The organism is Sphingomonas sp. BL-S-05, from assembly GCF_055521695.1.
The window spans coordinates 3,628,223-3,643,550 of record NZ_CM145499.1 but is presented as its reverse complement, the minus strand read 5'-3'; the positions used below and the strand labels follow the sequence as shown (position 1 = coordinate 3,643,550).

Annotated in this window: 13 protein-coding genes; 4 read left to right on the top strand and 9 right to left on the bottom strand. The window is 68.0% G+C overall.

Translation table 11 applies throughout. The features are described from left to right. Window positions 1-15 precede the first annotated feature (15 nt). The 3 genes from ACZ1JS_RS16960 to ACZ1JS_RS16950 form a co-directional block, all read right to left on the bottom strand. Window positions 16-330 (bottom strand): hypothetical protein, encoded by a 315-nt coding sequence (locus tag ACZ1JS_RS16960; protein WP_465167062.1) that lies wholly within the window; start codon window positions 328-330, stop codon window positions 16-18. Further along, window positions 327-1,991, bottom strand: coding sequence for a DNA repair protein RecN (gene recN / locus ACZ1JS_RS16955; RefSeq protein WP_465167061.1), 1,665 nt, complete (start codon window positions 1,989-1,991; stop codon window positions 327-329). The genes ACZ1JS_RS16960 and recN overlap by 4 nt, the downstream gene beginning before the upstream one ends. A gap of 439 nt (window positions 1,992-2,430) precedes the next feature. After that, on the bottom strand, window positions 2,431-3,438 hold the full coding sequence (locus ACZ1JS_RS16950; protein ID WP_242119207.1) for an outer membrane protein assembly factor BamD: 1,008 nt from the start codon (window positions 3,436-3,438) through the stop codon (window positions 2,431-2,433). A gap of 128 nt (window positions 3,439-3,566) precedes the next feature. On the opposite strand from ACZ1JS_RS16950, the gene ACZ1JS_RS16945 reads away from it, so the two are divergent. Next, a complete protein-coding gene (locus tag ACZ1JS_RS16945; RefSeq protein ID WP_465167060.1) occupies window positions 3,567-4,391 on the top strand; it encodes a class I mannose-6-phosphate isomerase in 825 nt (274 codons plus the stop codon). Window positions 4,392-4,483: 92 nt separating this feature from the next. Beyond that, window positions 4,484-5,047 (top strand): glycine zipper 2TM domain-containing protein, encoded by a 564-nt coding sequence (locus tag ACZ1JS_RS16940; protein WP_465167059.1) that lies wholly within the window; start codon window positions 4,484-4,486, stop codon window positions 5,045-5,047. A 4-nt stretch (window positions 5,048-5,051) separates the two neighbouring features. Here ACZ1JS_RS16940 and rarD read toward each other — a convergent pair whose 3' ends face one another. Next, window positions 5,052-5,954 carry an EamA family transporter RarD gene (gene rarD, locus ACZ1JS_RS16935; protein ID WP_465167058.1) on the bottom strand — a complete coding sequence of 301 codons (903 nt, stop codon included), beginning with the start codon at window positions 5,952-5,954 and terminating at the stop codon, window positions 5,052-5,054. A gap of 4 nt (window positions 5,955-5,958) precedes the next feature. Continuing rightward, on the bottom strand, window positions 5,959-6,180 hold the full coding sequence (locus tag ACZ1JS_RS16930; protein WP_345879657.1) for a hypothetical protein: 222 nt from the start codon (window positions 6,178-6,180) through the stop codon (window positions 5,959-5,961). 124 nt (window positions 6,181-6,304) lie between these two features. On the opposite strand from ACZ1JS_RS16930, the gene ACZ1JS_RS16925 reads away from it, so the two are divergent. Both ACZ1JS_RS16925 and ACZ1JS_RS16920 read left to right on the top strand, forming a co-directional pair. Further along, on the top strand, window positions 6,305-7,000 hold the full coding sequence (locus ACZ1JS_RS16925) for a hypothetical protein (RefSeq protein WP_465167057.1): 696 nt from the start codon (window positions 6,305-6,307) through the stop codon (window positions 6,998-7,000). A 49-nt stretch (window positions 7,001-7,049) separates the two neighbouring features. After that, window positions 7,050-7,496: a hypothetical protein gene (locus ACZ1JS_RS16920; RefSeq protein ID WP_465167056.1), complete on the top strand. Its 447-nt coding sequence runs from the start codon at window positions 7,050-7,052 to the stop codon at window positions 7,494-7,496. A gap of 106 nt (window positions 7,497-7,602) precedes the next feature. On the opposite strand, the gene ACZ1JS_RS16915 is transcribed toward ACZ1JS_RS16920, so the two are convergent. The 4 genes from ACZ1JS_RS16915 to ACZ1JS_RS16900 all read right to left on the bottom strand — a co-directional run bounded on the left by ACZ1JS_RS16915 (window position 7,603) and on the right by ACZ1JS_RS16900 (window position 15,135). Continuing rightward, on the bottom strand, window positions 7,603-9,186 hold the full coding sequence (locus ACZ1JS_RS16915) for an efflux transporter outer membrane subunit (RefSeq protein ID WP_465167055.1): 1,584 nt from the start codon (window positions 9,184-9,186) through the stop codon (window positions 7,603-7,605). Beyond that, on the bottom strand, window positions 9,183-12,386 hold the full coding sequence (locus ACZ1JS_RS16910; RefSeq protein ID WP_465167054.1) for an efflux RND transporter permease subunit: 3,204 nt from the start codon (window positions 12,384-12,386) through the stop codon (window positions 9,183-9,185). Before ACZ1JS_RS16910 ends, ACZ1JS_RS16915 begins: the two co-directional genes overlap by 4 nt. 3 nt (window positions 12,387-12,389) lie before the next feature. After that, a complete protein-coding gene (locus ACZ1JS_RS16905; protein ID WP_465168727.1) occupies window positions 12,390-13,601 on the bottom strand; it encodes an efflux RND transporter periplasmic adaptor subunit in 1,212 nt (403 codons plus the stop codon). A 244-nt stretch (window positions 13,602-13,845) separates the two neighbouring features. Continuing rightward, window positions 13,846-15,135, bottom strand: coding sequence for an L-fuconate dehydratase (locus ACZ1JS_RS16900; protein WP_465167053.1), 1,290 nt, complete (start codon window positions 15,133-15,135; stop codon window positions 13,846-13,848). Window positions 15,136-15,328: the final 193 nt, after the last annotated feature.

The following is a 15,328-nucleotide window of genomic DNA, read 5'->3' as shown; positions in this document are numbered from 1 at the left end:
GCGGTCTTGAGGACGCTACCGCCCCGCCCACCAGCCGGCATAGGGCGTGTTCTCGACCTTTCGCCGGTTATAGTCGGGCACGCCGTCGTCCCACCAGACCGGGCCGCGTTCGCCGAGCGCCACCTTGGCCGCATCGACCGCCTTGCGTGCCTTCGCCACCGCGGCGTCGTCGCTCGCGCGCTTCCCCGCACCGACCGCGCGGCGGGCGTCCATCAGGTCGTGGACCAGCCGATCGCGCTCCGCCTGCGAAAGGTCCGGCCGCGTCGCGCGCCACAACACGCCATCGACCACGATATAGCGGCCGTCGGGCGTGCGCGGCGGATCGGTCATGCCGGTTCGATCAGTCGCCGGGCCTGGGCGCGGGCTTCGTCGGTGATTTCTGCACCCGAGAGCATCCGCGCAATTTCCTCGCGGCGTTCGTCGCTCGACAGGGGCCGCACGCCGGTACGGGTGACGATGCCGTCATGCGCCTTGGCGATCAGCAGGTGACGGTCGCCGCGGGCCGCGACCTGCGGACTGTGGGTGACGACCAGCAGTTGCGTCGCCCGCGACAGGCGGGCGAGGCGATCGCCGATCGCCGAGGCGACCGCCCCACCGACGCCGCGATCGATCTCGTCGAAGATCATCGTCGCCGCCCCGCCCTCTTCGGCCAGTGCGACCTTCAGCGCGAGGATGAAGCGCGACAATTCGCCGCCGCTCGCGATCTTGGCGAGCGGAGCGAAGGGCGCGCCGGGGTTGGTCGAGATTTCGAATTCCACCCGGTCGCGGCCCGAGGACGACCATTGCCCTTCGTCGAGATCGGCGACGACGGTGCGGAAGCGCGCTGCGTCGAGCTTCAGCGGCGCGAGTTCGCCCGCGACGGCGGCGTCGAGACGGGTCGCCGCTTCGCTGCGCGCGGTGTGGACTCGATCGGCTTCCTTCACGAAGGCGGCACGGGTGGTCGCGACCGTCGCCTCCAGCTTGCCGATGCCGGCCTCGCCCGATTCGAGCAGTGCCAGCCGGGCGGCGAGGTCGCCGGTAAGCGTGGCGAGGTCGTCGGGCTGGACCCGGTGCTTGCGCGCCATCGCCCGCAGCGCGAACAGTCGCGCCTCGTCCTCCTCCAGTGCGCCGGCATCGAAGGCGAGCGCATCGGCGGCATCGCGCAGCGCGGTTTCGGCGGCCTCGGCCTCGACCAGCGCGCGGTCGACGGCGGCAAGCGATTCGGTCAGCGCGGGATGCGCCTCGGCGATGCGTTCGAGCGCGCGCGCCGCCTGTCGCAGCGCCGACAGCGCGCCATTGGGGCCGTCGAGTCGTTCCTCGACCTGGGTCAGGTCGCCCGCGACCTTTTCGGCGCGCTGCATCGAACGGCGACGTTCGGCGAGCGCCTCTTCCTCACCCGGTTCGGGGGCGAGCGCGGTCAGTTCGCCGACGGCATGTTCGAGCCAGTCACGGTCGCGCTGCGCCACCTCGATCTCGGCCAGCGCGACGCCCAGCGCCGCTTCGGCATCGCGCCAGTCGCGATAGGTGCGGGTGAGCGGGGCGGTGTCGATCCGGCCGAAGCCGTCGAGCAGCGCCCGGTGGCCGCGCGGGTTGAGCAGGCCGCGATCGTCATGCTGGCCGTGGATTTCAACGAGATATGGGGCGAGGTCGCGGAGCAATCCCGCGGACGCCGGCTGATCGTTGACGAAGCCGCGGCTGCCGCCATCGGCCTTGACGATGCGGCGGATGATGAGCGGCTCGCCGGGTTCGAGGTCGAGGCCGTTATCGTCGAACAGCCGCGCGACCGGACCGTCGGGCGCGGGCGGCGTGAAGATCGCGGTCACCGCCGCCTGTTTCGCGCCATGTCGGACCAAAGCGGTATCGCCGCGCGCGCCGAGGGCGAGGCCGAGCGCATCGAGCAGGATCGATTTGCCCGCGCCGGTCTCCCCGGTCAGCACGCCGAGACCGGCGGCGAAATCGAGGTCGAGCGCCTCGATCAGCACCACGTCACGAATGGAAAGCGCCGTCAGCATCGCGCCTTCCTTACCCGCGGAACAGCCGGAGAACAAACCCCTTCGTGTGGCGCGGCGCGGGTTTTGGGGGGTGGAGCGAGGGGTTTCGCTTCAACTACGATGTACCCCTGCGAAGGCGAGTCCTCTGCAAAAATCTTCCACCTATCCCTTAACCCTACCGTACCCCCGCGAAGGCGGGGGCCCAGAGCCAAGCAAGACAGAGGCAGGGGCGTGTGACCCTAGATCCCCGCCTTCGCGGGGATACGGCCGTGAAGCGGCCGGTCCGACAGCGACAGAGCCCGTATCCCCGCCTTCGCGGGGATACGGGCTCTGTGGATTTGCGCAGGCGTCTGGCCTGCACGGGGGGTACGGTAGCGTTTCGGGTCGACACCACTCCCCGCAGACTTGCCGGGAAGGTTGGCGCAGCCCGAACACCAACCGGACGTAGGAAAGGCCGGCCTCAGTTGCCCGGATTGCCGACCGATCCGCCCGAACCGCTGGTGGTGGTGCCATCGGTCGGGCCGGTCGGCGATCCGGTGACCGGGGGCGGCGTGGTGGCGGGCGGGGTCGGCGCGCCGGCAGGGTTGAGCGACGCTTCGGGCGTGTCCTCGGCCGGTTCGACCGTCACCGTGCCGACCGGCGGCGGGGCGGGCTTGGCATAGGTGACCGGGATCGGCTTGGGCGGCGGCGGGCTCTTGTCCTTGATCAGGTCATAGGCGCGCTGATACCAGTCGGTGCCGGGATAGTTGGCGCCGAGTACGGCCGCCGACTTCTTCGCTTCCTCCGGCACGCCCAGCGCAAGATAGGTTTCGGTCAGGCGCATCAGCGCCTCGGGCGCGTGGGTCGTCGTCTGATACTGGTCGATGACCGCGCGGAAGCGCATCGCCGCGCCCAGCCACTGGCCGCGCTGCTGATAGAAGCGGCCAATCTCCATTTCCTTGCCCGCGAGGTGATCGCGCACGAGGTCGAGCTTCAGCCGGGCATCGGCGGCATAGGGCGTGTTGGGATAGCGGCGCGATAGTTCGCCCAGCGCGTCCATCGCCTGCATCGTGATCTTCTGGTCACGCGTCACGTCGCTGATCTGCTCGTAATAGGAGAGCGCGATCAGATAATAGGCATAGGGCGCGTCGCGGTTGCCCGGATGCACCGACAGGAAGCGCTGCGCCCCGGCAATCGCTTTGGTATAGTCGCCGTCGAGATAATAGCTGAACGCGCCCATCAGCTGCGCACGGCGCGCCCATATCGAATAGGGGTGCTGGCGCTCCACCTCGTCGAACAGGGCGGCGGCGACCTTGTATTGCTGGCGGTCGAGCCTGCTCTTGGCGGCGGTGTAAAGCGTGCCCACGTCGCGGGCGACATAGGGCAGATCGCGGCCGGCCCCCGCGCCGCCACGGGCACAGGCGGAAAGGCCGACGCCGGCGAGAGCGACGAGGATGAGCGCGGATGCGCGGGTCGATACGGTACGCATGGGCGACGCTTCTACTGCGCAAGGGGTATCGCGAACAGTCCCTTTCGCGCGAGGGTAAGGGGTAGCGCTAACCATGGGTTTCGCGCATGGGAGCCGCGACCTGTTCAACGCCCAATCGGAGTGCGTTCATGCCCGTCACCAAGCTCGAAATGCACCGCGTCGAAAAACCATGGGGCCGCCACAGCCTCGGCTTCGGTTTCGAGGACCAGCCGGCGGACCGCGATCCGGTCGGCGAAATCTGGTACAAGACGCCGGGCGACGATACCCCCGACCTGCTCGTCAAGTATCTGTTCACGTCGGAAAAACTGTCGGTGCAGGTCCATCCCGACGATCGTCAGGCACAGGCGCGCGGGCTGCCGCGCGGCAAGGACGAATGCTGGACGCTGCTGGCCGCCGAACCCGATTCGACGATCGCACTGGGTACGCTGGAGCCGATGACCGCCGAACAGCTGCGCGACGCGGCGCTGGACGGGTCGATCGAGGCGAAGCTCGACTGGAAGCCGGTGAAAGCAGGCGATTTCTTCTATGCGAAGTCGGGCACGGTCCATGCGATCGGTGCGGGCATCACGCTGATCGAGATCCAGCAGAATTCGGAGACGACCTACCGCTTGTACGATTATGGCCGTCCGCGCGAACTGCATCTGGACGACGGGGTCGCGGTGTCGGACGCGCGGCCGTTCGTGGCGCCGGAAGCGCCGGGCAAGATCGCCGAGGACCGCGCCATCCTGGTCGACGGGCCGAAATTCGTGCTCGAACGCTGGACCGGCGGCGAGCGCACGGTGACGGTGCCCGCAGGCGTCAAGGGCTGGTTCGTGCCGGTCACCGGATCGGGCAGCGCCGACGGCGTCGCCTGGGCGGCAGGCGACTGCCTGACCTTCGAAGGGCAAGTTACCGTCCGGTCGAACGAAGATGCCGACCTGTTGTTCGCCTATCCCGGCGACAAATATAGCTGACCCAAAAGTGAACGGAACGTAGTTTTCCGTTCACGCAACTTGGACCGGGGCACGCCGTTCTACTTGCCATCCTCACGGAGTGGAGAAGTAAGATGCGTACCCCGATCCTTGCCACGCTGGTCGCGGCGATTGCTCTGCCGACCATGGCCGCCGCACCGGCGATGGCGCAGACCCCGCGCCAGGAATATCGCGAAGACCTGCGCGATGCGCGCCGCGATTACCGCCGCGACGTCCGTCGGGCCGACGACCGCCGCGACCTGCGCCGCGCCGAGAACGAATATCGCCGCGACGTGCGCGACGCGCGCCGCGACCTGCGGCAGAACCAGCGCGACTGGCGCGGCTATCGCAACTACGACTACAACCGGTTCGAACCGGGCCGGAACCGCTATTATGCCGACCGCTATTATCGCGACGGCCAATATTACCGGACCCGCGCGCTGACCCGCAACGACCGCATCTATCGCGGGCAGGACAACCGCTATTATTGCCGGCGCAGCGACGGCACGACCGGCCTCATCATCGGCGGCCTGGGTGGCGGTGTCCTCGGCAATGTGATCGCGGGCGGCGATTCGCGGCTGCTCGGCACGTTGCTGGGCGGTGGTGCCGGTGCGCTGCTCGGCCGGTCGATCGATCGCGGACAGGTGGTCTGCCGCTAATCGGTTAGCGGGTGGCCGGGGCGGTGGACCGCTGCCCCGGTTGACGCCCGCCGACGATATAGACGGCAAGGCCCGCCCAGATCAGCCCGAAACAGGCCAGCCGGGTCGGCGTCAGCGTCTCGCCGAACACCGCGATCGCCAGCAGGAATTGCAGCGACGGGGCGATGAATTGCAGCATACCCATCGTCGCGAGGCGCAAGCGGCGCGCCGCGGCGGCAAAGAGGAGCAGCGGCGCGGTGGTCACCGCACCGGCCAGCACCAGCAGGCCCGCCATGCCCGGCCCCTGTTCGAACGCCATGGGCTGTTTGCTGCCCAGCCACAGCAAATAGCCGAGCGCGATCGGCGCGAGCAGCGTGGTTTCGACCATCAACCCTTCGAGCGCGCCGACCGACACCGTCTTTCGGATCAGGCCGTAGAGCGCGAAGCTGATCGCGAGGCTGAGGCTGATGCCCAGCGCGATCCAGGACGATCCGAACGCGAACAGCGCGACCCCCGCCCCGGCCAGCGCGACCGCGAGTCCCTGCGTCCGGTTCATGCGTTCGCCGAGCAGGACGAGGCCGAGCAGCACGTTGAGCAGCGGGTTGAGGAAATAGGCGAGGCTGGCGGCCAGCACCTGTCCGTGGAGCACCGCCCAGACATAGACCAGCCAGTTGATCGCGATGAAACCGGCGCTGGCGACCAGATTGGCCAGCGCCTTCGGATCCGTGAACGCCGCGCGCAGCAGCGCCCCGCGCCGGACCACGATGACGATGCCCGCGACCAGCAGCGCCGACCACAGCACGCGCTGCGCGACGATCTCGCCCGCGTCAATCGGCCCCAACAGCCGGAAATACAGGGGCAACAGGCCCCACAGGACATAAGCGCCGACGCCGAACGCCAGCCCCTGCCGGTCCGCCCCCTCGCTCATGTCGTCAGATCAGGCCGCCGGTCAGGAAGAGGCGCAGGCCGCTGACGATCAGGATGATCAGGTTCAGGTTGCGGCCCGACGTCTTCGACGACAACAACCCGACGACGAAGCCGACCAGCGCGATCGGGAACACGATCCAGTTCATCAGCGAGATGAAGGGGATCAATGCCGGGATGGCCAGCACCAGTGCGACAAGGCCGATCAGGATCGAAAATATGTTCAGCATGGGACAGGACATGGCCCCACGTCCGCCTTCGAGCAATGGCAGCAATGGTTTTTTACGGTACGATGGAATCTTAAGGCGGGCGCCCTAACGGTTGCCGCCGACCGACCACCGGAGCCGCAAGTCGATGATTCGTGCCCTGCCCCTCGCGATCCTGTTGCTGTTGGGCGGATGCGGTGGCGCGACCGGCCTCGACACGCTCGATGCGCAGCTTGCCCAGGCGAATGCGACCGATCCGGCGGTGACCGCCGCGTTGCAGGACCAGATCATGGTCGACCCGACGCTGACGACCCAGGCCAATGGCGACGCGGTGCGCCCGCCCGACCGGCCCTACAGCGCCGCCGCCCCCGCCCCGACGATCGCGGCGGGCAGCGCCGCGCCGGAGGAACCGCTGCGATCCGCCCCCGCCCCCGGCGCCTGTCCGTCGTGCAAGGGCGGGCGCGAGGCGCTGACGCTGGGCGAACTGGCCAGCGTCCAGCGCGGCGGCAATCGGCAATGCGCGAGCAAGGTCGGCTATTCGGCGGGCTGGGCCAACCGGTTGCCCGCCGCCTTCGCGCTGCATCCCGATGCGCGGGTGACCGAAGCGGCGGGGACCGATGCCGATGGCTGCCGGTTGCGGGTGGTCAGCTTCGTGATCGCGCAGCCGGTCGGGCGCATGGTCGACTGGTATTATACCCGCGCGACCAAGGGCGGCTATTCGGCCGAGCATCAGGCCGATGGCGACCAGCATGTACTGGGCGGCACGCGCGGCAATGCGGCCTACGCAGTGTTCCTGTCGCCCGAGGGACAGGGCACGTCGGTCGACCTGATCGTCGACGGCTGATCTTTACGCGCGTCGACCGGCTCCCCATGTCGTTACGGAAGGGGAATATATGCTGATCGTCGGTGCCGTTCTGATTGCCTGTATCGCCATCTTGCGGTGCTGGCCCGAGCTGCCCCTGGCGCGCGCGTTGGCGGCGGTGCTGGTCGTGCCGCCGGCGCGAAGGCTGGCCGCGCTGACGCCGGGGCATTGGCTGTTGTTTCTGATCGTGTCAGCGGCGACGGGCACGGTGCTGTGGATGGGCGGCGACATGATCATCGTGTCGGCATTGGGTGCGCCCGAGCTGGCCGGCGTTTTGGCGATGATCGATGTCGCGGCGTATCTCGACGCGATGCTCGCGGCGTTCGCGGTGGCGGGCGCGGTGCGCGGCAGCGCGGTGCGGCTGTGGGTCGCGCGGTGGCTGCCGCGCGGGCGCAGCCGGCGGACGCGGCGGGTGCGCGCGGCGCGGAAGGCGGCGAATGACGATGGGCCGGCGGGGGTCTGGCTGGCGGTGGCCTGAACCCGATGATACCCCGGGGGGTGATCCGAAGCGTCTACGGCAGACCGGTTCCTTGCCTTCTGGCGTACCCCCGCGCAGGCCGGGGTCCAGAGCCAAGCAACCCAGCCTATCGATCCTGGCTCTGGACCCCCGCCTGCGCGGGGGTACGATCGGAAGCCGAGGCGGCTGTATCTGCCGCCGGCACCGGCCCGTCCGGTCCCGCCTCCAGCAGCGAATCGCCGCCGAGCGTCCGGTACAACGTCACCCGGTTGGTCGCCGCGACCAGTTGCGTCGCGACCAGCCGGCGTTGCGCGGTGTAATAGGAGCGCTGCGCGTCGAGGCTGGACAGGAAGGTATCGATGCCGCCGCGATAGCGCGCCTCAGTCAGGCGGAACGTATCCTGTGCCGCATCGAGGTTCGCGCGGTCGGCGCGGGTCTGTTCGGTGATCGTCCCCTGCCGGGCGAGCGCGTCCGATACTTCGCGGAACGCCGACTGGATGGTGCGTTCATAGGTGGCGAGCAGCGCGTCGCGCTGCGCCTGGCTGAACTCCACCCCGGCCCGGCCCGCCCCGGCGCGGAAGATCGGGTAGCTGAGCGAGGGGGCGACCGAATAGTTGAACGCACCGCCGGTAAAGAGCGTACGCAGCGCATCGCTGGCGAAGCCGACCAGCCCGGTCAGCGACAGGCGCGGGAACAGCGCCGCGCGCGCCGCACCGATATCCGCATTGGCGGCGAGCAGTTCATATTCGGCCTGCACCACATCGGGCCGCCGCAGCAAGATGCCCGAATCGACCCCGGCCGGCAGGTTGGCGATGGTCGGCAGCACGCGGTCGATCGACGCGGGCAGCAGCGCCGGATCGATCGGGGCACCCACCAGCAATTGCAGCGCATTGACGTCCTGCGCCAGTTGCGTGCGCTGTTCGGCAAGGTCGCTTTCGGCGGTCGCGAGAATCTGTTCGGCCTGGCGCAGATCGGTGCGCGGGGCGACCCCGCCCTGCAGTCGCGCGCGGGTCAGGGTGACGCTGCGCCGGGCGGTCGCCGCCGTCGCTTCGGATATCGCCATCAGGCTGCGGTCGGCGCCGTACGCCGCCCATGCCTCGGCAATGTCGCCGACCAACGTCAGCCGGGTGGCGCGCGCGCCGGCTTCGGTCGCGAAATAGCGATTCTGTTCGGCCTCGGTCAGCGAGCGGATGCGGCCGAACAGGTCGATTTCGAACGCGGTCGCGCCGAGATCGAGCGAGAAGCTGCTCGGCGACCGGCTGCTGGTGACGATCGTCCCGCCGGTGCCGGTGCCGGTGCCGCCATTGCCGGTCCCCGTTCCGGTGCCGCCGGTTCCCGTACCGGTCCCGGGAATGGTCGTCGTGGTCGCGCCGTTGCCGGTGCCGCGATAGCTGTAACGGCCCGACGCATCGACCTGCGGCAACAGGTCGGCACGCTGGATGCGATATTGGGCGCGCGCCGCGCGGATATTGGCGGCCGCGATGCGCAGGTCGCGGTTGTTGACCAGCGCCTGCCCGACCAGCGTGCGCAGCCGCGGATCGGTGAACACCTGTTCGAAGGTCAGCGCGGGCAGCGTCGCCTCGCTCTGCCGCAGATAGGCGTCGCCGACCGGCCAGGACGGCGGCACCACCGCCTGCGGCCGTTCATAGGCCGGGGTCATCGAACAGCCCGCCAGCAGCAGCGCCGGCAGCGCGAGGGTCAGCCGCTTCATGCCGATGCCTCCGCCTGCTTGTCCGTCGCCTTGCGGCCGCGCAGCTTGGCAAGGCCGTCGCGCACGCCGCGCCGGACCAGCACGAAGAATAGCGGGATGTAGAAGATCGCCAGCACCGTCGCGGTGAACATGCCGCCGATCACCGCCGTGCCGATGGCGATGCGGCTGTTGGCGCCCGCCCCGGTCGAGATGGCGAGCGGCAACACGCCGAAGATGAAGGCGAGCGAGGTCATCAGGATCGGGCGCAGACGGATGCGCGCCGCCTCCAGCGCGGCATCGATGACGCGCGCGCCCTTCTTTTCGGCCTGTTCGGCGAATTCGATCATCAGGATCGCGTTCTTGGCGGCAAGGCCCATCGTCGTCAGCAGCCCGATCTGAAGATAGACGTCGTTTTCCAGCCCGCGCAACGTGACGAACGCGATCGCGCCGATCAGGCCGAGCGGAATGACCAGCAGCACCGCGATCGGGATCGACCAGCTTTCATAGAGCGCGGCGAGGCAGAGGAACACGACGAGGATCGACAGGCCGTACAGGAGCGGCGCCTGTCCCGACGACAGCCGTTCCTGGAACGACAGCCCGGCCCACGCGACGCTGGTCCCCGGAATCTGTCCGGCGAGTTCGGCGATGCGGTCCATCGCCTCGCCCGAGCTGACGCCGCGCGCCGCCTGTCCCTGAAATTCGAACGAGGGCAGGCCCTGAAAGCGCGACAGGGTAGTCGGCGCGACGGTCCAGCCGGTGCGCGAGAAGGAGGAGAAGGGCACCATCTGTCCGTTCGACCCGCGCACGAACCATTGCGACAGGTCGCCCGGTTCGCTGCGATAGGGGGCGTCGCCCTGTACGAACACGCGCTTCACCCGGCCGCGGTCGATGAAGTCGTTGACGTAGCGCCCGCCCCATGCGGTCGACAGCGTGTTGTTGACGTCGCCCTGGCTCAGCCCGAGCGTCGACAGGCGCTGCTGGTCGATATCGACGTTCAGCGTCGCGATGTCGGGCAATTCGGACAGGCGCACCCCGGTCAGCATCGGATCGGCGTTGGCGGCGGCGAGCAGCTTGTCGCGCGCCTCGGCGAACTGCGCCGCGCTCATGCCGCTGGCGTTCTGCAGCTCCATGGTGAAGCCGTTCGACTGCCCCAGACCGCGGATCGCGGCGGGCAGCAGCGCGAAGACCTGTGCATCGCGGAAGTTGCGGAAGGCGGACGAGGCACGGTCGACGATCGCGTCGGCGCCATTCTCCTTGCCCTTGCGATCGGCCCAGTCGGTGAAGTTGATGAAGCCCTGCCCGGTATTCTGACCCGAGGTGCCACCGCCCCCACCGGCGACGGTCAGGATCGTGCGGATATTGTTCTTCTCATGGGTCAGCAGATATTGTTCGACCGAGCGCTGCACCTCCTCGGTACGGCCGCGCGTCGAGCCGGCGGGAAGCTGGAAGCGGATCTGCGCCGCGCCCTGATCCTCGGTCGGCAGGAAGCTGGTCGGCAGGCGGACGAACAGCAGCACGAGGATGGCGAGCACCGCCGCATAGAGCAGCAGGTACAGCCATTTGCGGTCGATGACATGGACGACGCCGCGTTCGTATTTCTCGACCCCGCGATCGAACCGGGTGTTGAAGCCGTTGCGCAGCCGTTCGCCGACATGGGCGACGCGCGGGAATTTACGCTCCAGCCAGCCGCCCTCCAGACTGCCGTCCTCGCCGCGCTTCTTCTGCTTGAGCAGGGTCGCGGTGAGCGCGGGCGACAGGATCAGCGCGACCAGCACCGACAGGATCATCGCCGCGACGATCGTCACGGAAAACTGGCGATAGATGACGCCGGTCGACCCGCCGAAAAACGCCATCGGCAGGAACACCGCCGACAGGACGATGCCGATCGCGATCAGCGCGACCTGGATCTCCTCCATCGACTGGATGGTGGCTTCGCGCGGGGTGAGGTCGGGATTCTCCTCCATCAACCGCTCGACATTCTCGACGACGACGATCGCGTCGTCGACCAGCAGGCCGATGGCGAGGACGAGGCCGAACAGGGTCAGCGTGTTGATCGAGAAGCCGGCAAGATAGAAGACGCCGAAGGTGCCGAGCAGCACGACCGGCACCGCGATCGTCGGGATCAGTGTCGCGCGCCAGCTTTGCAGGAACACGAACATGACGATCACGACGAGGATGACCGCCTCGACCAGCGTCTTGACCACTTCCTCGATCGACAGCTGGATGAAGGCGGTGGTGTCGTTGGCATAGGCAAAGGTCAGGCCGGCGGGAAAGTTGGCCGATTGCCGCTCGACCTCGGCCTTGACCAGCTCGGCGGTTTCCAGCGCGTCGGCACCCGGGGCGAGGCTGATGGCAAGGCCGGCGCCGGGATGGGCGTTGACCCGGCTCAGCGCCGCATAATTTTCCTGGCCCAGTTCGATCCGCCCGACGTCGGACAGGCGGACGGTCGACCCGTCGGGCAGCGTCTTCAGGATGATCGCCTTGAACTGCGCCGGGGTCTGCAGCCGCGACTGGGCGGTGACGGTCGCGTTCAATTGCTGTTCGGGGCCGGACGGCTGGCCGCCCAGCTCGCCCGCGGCGACTTCGGTATTCTGGTTCTGGATCGCGGTGATGACGTCGCCGGGCATCAGCGAGAAGGAAGCGAGCTTCGCCGGATCGAGCCAGATGCGCATCGCATATTGCGATCCGAACACGTTGGTTTCGCCGACCCCGTTGATCCGCGCCAGCGGCTCGACGAGGTTCGCCTCCATATAGTCCGACACGTCGCCATTGGTGCGCTGGTCGGTTTCATCATAGATGCCGACGATCATCAGAAAGTCGGGGTTCGACTTGGTGACGCGAATGCCCTGTTGCTGAACCTGTTGCGGCAGGCGCGACAGGGCCTGCTGCACCTGGTTCTGCACCTGCACCTGCGCGATGTCGGGGTCGACGCCCTTGTCGAACGTCGCGCTGATCGTCACCTGCCCGCGCGACGAGCTTTGCGAGCTGAAATAGAGCAGCCCGTCGATGCCGGTCAGCTGCTGTTCGATGATCTGCGTCACCGAATTCTGGATGGTTTCGGCATTGGCGCCCGGATAGGTCGCACGAATATTGACCTGCGGCGGGGCGACGTCGGGATATTGCGCGATCGGCAGCGACAGGATCGCGCCCAGCCCGGCCAGCATGGTGATGATCGCGATCACCCAAGCGAAGATCGGGCGGTCGATGAAGATGCGGGACATGGCTTATCCGCCCTTGGCAGGCGCGGACGCGGTATCGCCGGCGGGTTTGGGGGCGATCCGTTGCGGCACGTTCGCCGGCACCGGCTTGATCTTCGCGTTCGGGCGCAGGTTCGCGGTCCCCTGCGTAATCACCTTGTCGCCGGGGTTTAGGCCGCTGGTCACGACCCAGAACTGGCCCTGCGTCCGGTCGGCCTGCACCGTCTTTTGCACCGCGCTATCGTTCGGGCCGACGACGAAGACGGTCGCCTGTCCCCGGGGATCGCGCTTCACCGCCTGTTGCGGCACGAGGATCGCGCGCTGGTCGATCGCCTGCGCGAATTTGGCGCGGACGAACATGCCGGGCAGCAATATCCCCTGCGGATTGGGGAAGCGCGCGCGCAGCGTCACCGTGCCGGTCTGGGCATTGACCATCACCTCGGCGAACTGGACGGTGCCGGTCTGGCCGAAATCGCTGCCGTCCTCGAGGGTCAGGCGCACCGCCGCCGATGCCGGCACCGCCCCGCCGCTCGCCAGTTGCCGGCGCAGCGCCAGCAGGTCGGCGGCCGATTGCTGGATATCGACGAAGATCGGGTCGAGCCGCTGGATCACCGCCAGCGGATCGGTCTGGTTGGTAGTGACCAGCGCGCCTTCGGTGAAATAGCTGCGCCCGATGCGACCGGTGATCGGCGCGGGGACGTTGGTGAAGGACAGGTTGACGCGGGCGGTTTCGAGCTGCGCGCGGCTCTGTTCGACGGCGGCCGCGGCCTGACGCGCCTGTGCGGCGGCGTCGGTATAGTCCTGGCGGCTCACCGCCTCGATCTCGGCCAGCGGGCGGAAGCGTTCGGCGCGCACCCGCGTCGCCTCGGCATTGGCCTGGGCGCTGTTCAGGTTCGCGACCGCTTCGTTGGCCTGTGCGCGATAGAGCCGCGGGTCGATCTGGTAGAGCGTCTGTCCGGCACGGACCAACGCGCCTTCGGTAAAGAAGCGTCGGCGGATGATGCCGGCGACCTGCGGGCGGACTTCGGATTGCTGGAAGGCGACGACGCGCGCGGCGAGGTCGGCGGTCTGGGCGACGCTGGTCGGCTGGACCACGACGAAGCCGACCTGGGCCGGGCCCTGATTGCCCTTGCCGTTCTTGCCCTTCTCCTCCGCCTCACCGCCGCCGCAACTCGACAGGAGCAGCACGGACGACAGCAGCAACAGGCACGGGCGAGCACGCGACGACGCGGATCGGATCAAGGCGACAACCTTTACGACGGGATACGGCGCGGATGCGCCGGCCGCATAACCGACCGGCCACCCGAAAGTTTCGTGAACCGTTTTCATACGCCCGGCGTCAAGCGACGCAATGCGCGAGTTGTCGCAATTTGTCGCGGGGCCGTACCAATCGCCATCCCAGCGAAGGCTGGGATCTCCCGGTGACAAGGCGCGACAGGAACCGCCTGAGACCCCAGCCTTCGCTGGGGTGACGTTCGAGGGGCTAAGACGGAGCGCCGCCCGTCCAGCGATACGCTTCGCGCGATTCCGGCTTCATCTCGATCGAATAGCCCGGCCGGGTCGGCGCGCGATACGCCCCCTTCTCGACGATGCACGGGTCGACGAAATGTTCGTGGAGATGGTCGACGAACTCGGCGGCGCGATCGTGCTTGACGCCCGAAAAGCACAGATAGTCGATCATCGACAGGTGCTGGACATATTCGCACAGCCCCACGCCCCCGGCATGCGGCCAGACGGCAAGGTTGAAGCGGGCAGCCATCAGCAGCACCGCCAGCACCTCGTTCACTCCGCCCAGCCGGCAAGCGTCGATCTGCACCACGTCGAGCGCGTGGCGCATGATGAACTGTTTGAAGACGATGCGGTTCTGGCACATCTCGCCGGTCGCGACCTGCACCGGCCGCACCCCCTCGCGGATCGCGCGATGCCCCTCGACATCGTCGGGCGAGGTCGGTTCCTCGATGAAGCGGGGCTTGGCGAAGGCGAGGGCGTTGACGCGGGCGATGGCGTCGGACACTTCCCACACCTGATTGGCGTCGATCATCAGGTCGATGTCCGGCCCGATCGTCTCGCGCGCCAATGCCACGCGGCGCCGGTCGTTCTCGGGATCGCCGCCGACCTTCAGCTTGATATGGGTGAAGCCGTCGGCCACCGCCTCGCGGCAGAGGCGGACCAGCTTCTCATCCGAATAGCCGAGCCAGCCCGGCGAGGTGGTATAGGCCGGATAGCCCTCCGCCAGCAGCGTGGCGCGCCGCTCCGCCTTGCCGATCGCGCGTTCCTCGAGCAGCGCGATCGCCTCTTCGGGGGTGATGCAGTCGGTGATGTAGCGAAAGTCGATCAGGCCGACGATCTCGCTGGCCGACATCGATCCGATATAGTCCCATAGCGGCAGGCCCGCCGCCTTGGCGAGTAGGTCCCAGACCGCATTGACGACCGCGCCGGTAGCGAGGTGGATGATCCCCTTTTCCGGGCCGACCCAGCGCAGCTGGCTGTCGCCGGTCATCCGGCGCCAGAAACCGGCACCGTCGCTGCGGATCGCGTCGAGCGACAGTCCCTCGACCAATGGTGCCAGCGTCGCGATCGCCGCGCAGCACAGGTCGTTGCCGCGCCCGATGGTGAAGGTCAGGCCGTGCCCTTCCAGACCGGGCGTATCGGTTTCGAGAATGCAATAGGCCGCCGAATAGTCCGGCTCCGGGTTCATCGCATCCGACCCGTCGAGGAAGGTCGAGGTCGGAAACCGGATGTCGTGGACCGATAGCCGGGTGATGATCGTCATGCGCAGCCCCCAAGGGGCATCGGTGATGATGATCGATCCGCCCCGTCCCGGTCACCGCCCGTCGGGTACCGATGGCGTTTTCATATGTGAACATGTTTTCGCTTGCAACCGGAAAGCGGTTGAACGCGGCGGACCAAAGGCGACGCCGCCGCCGCCCCCGCTAAGGCCAGACCACTGCGGAAGCGCTCCGCCT

What these genes read in the sequence shown, in the direction of transcription:
- ACZ1JS_RS16950 (WP_242119207.1), bottom strand. Translation starts at nt 3,438, where the DNA reads ATGCGTACCGTATCGACCCGCGCATCCGCGCTCATCCTCGTCGCTCTC.
- ACZ1JS_RS16925 (WP_465167057.1), top strand. Translation starts at nt 6,305, where the DNA reads ATGATTCGTGCCCTGCCCCTCGCGATCCTGTTGCTGTTGGGCGGATGC.
- rarD (WP_465167058.1), bottom strand. Translation starts at nt 5,954, where the DNA reads ATGAGCGAGGGGGCGGACCGGCAGGGGCTGGCGTTCGGCGTCGGCGCT.
- ACZ1JS_RS16915 (WP_465167055.1), bottom strand. Translation starts at nt 9,186, where the DNA reads ATGAAGCGGCTGACCCTCGCGCTGCCGGCGCTGCTGCTGGCGGGCTGT.
- ACZ1JS_RS16900 (WP_465167053.1), bottom strand. Translation starts at nt 15,135, where the DNA reads ATGACGATCATCACCCGGCTATCGGTCCACGACATCCGGTTTCCGACC.
- ACZ1JS_RS16945 (WP_465167060.1), top strand. Translation starts at nt 3,567, where the DNA reads ATGCCCGTCACCAAGCTCGAAATGCACCGCGTCGAAAAACCATGGGGC.
- ACZ1JS_RS16960 (WP_465167062.1), bottom strand. Translation starts at nt 330, where the DNA reads ATGACCGATCCGCCGCGCACGCCCGACGGCCGCTATATCGTGGTCGAT.
- ACZ1JS_RS16910 (WP_465167054.1), bottom strand. Translation starts at nt 12,386, where the DNA reads ATGTCCCGCATCTTCATCGACCGCCCGATCTTCGCTTGGGTGATCGCG.
- ACZ1JS_RS16940 (WP_465167059.1), top strand. Translation starts at nt 4,484, where the DNA reads ATGCGTACCCCGATCCTTGCCACGCTGGTCGCGGCGATTGCTCTGCCG.
- ACZ1JS_RS16930 (WP_345879657.1), bottom strand. Translation starts at nt 6,180, where the DNA reads ATGCTGAACATATTTTCGATCCTGATCGGCCTTGTCGCACTGGTGCTG.
- ACZ1JS_RS16920 (WP_465167056.1), top strand. Translation starts at nt 7,050, where the DNA reads ATGCTGATCGTCGGTGCCGTTCTGATTGCCTGTATCGCCATCTTGCGG.
- recN (WP_465167061.1), bottom strand. Translation starts at nt 1,991, where the DNA reads ATGCTGACGGCGCTTTCCATTCGTGACGTGGTGCTGATCGAGGCGCTC.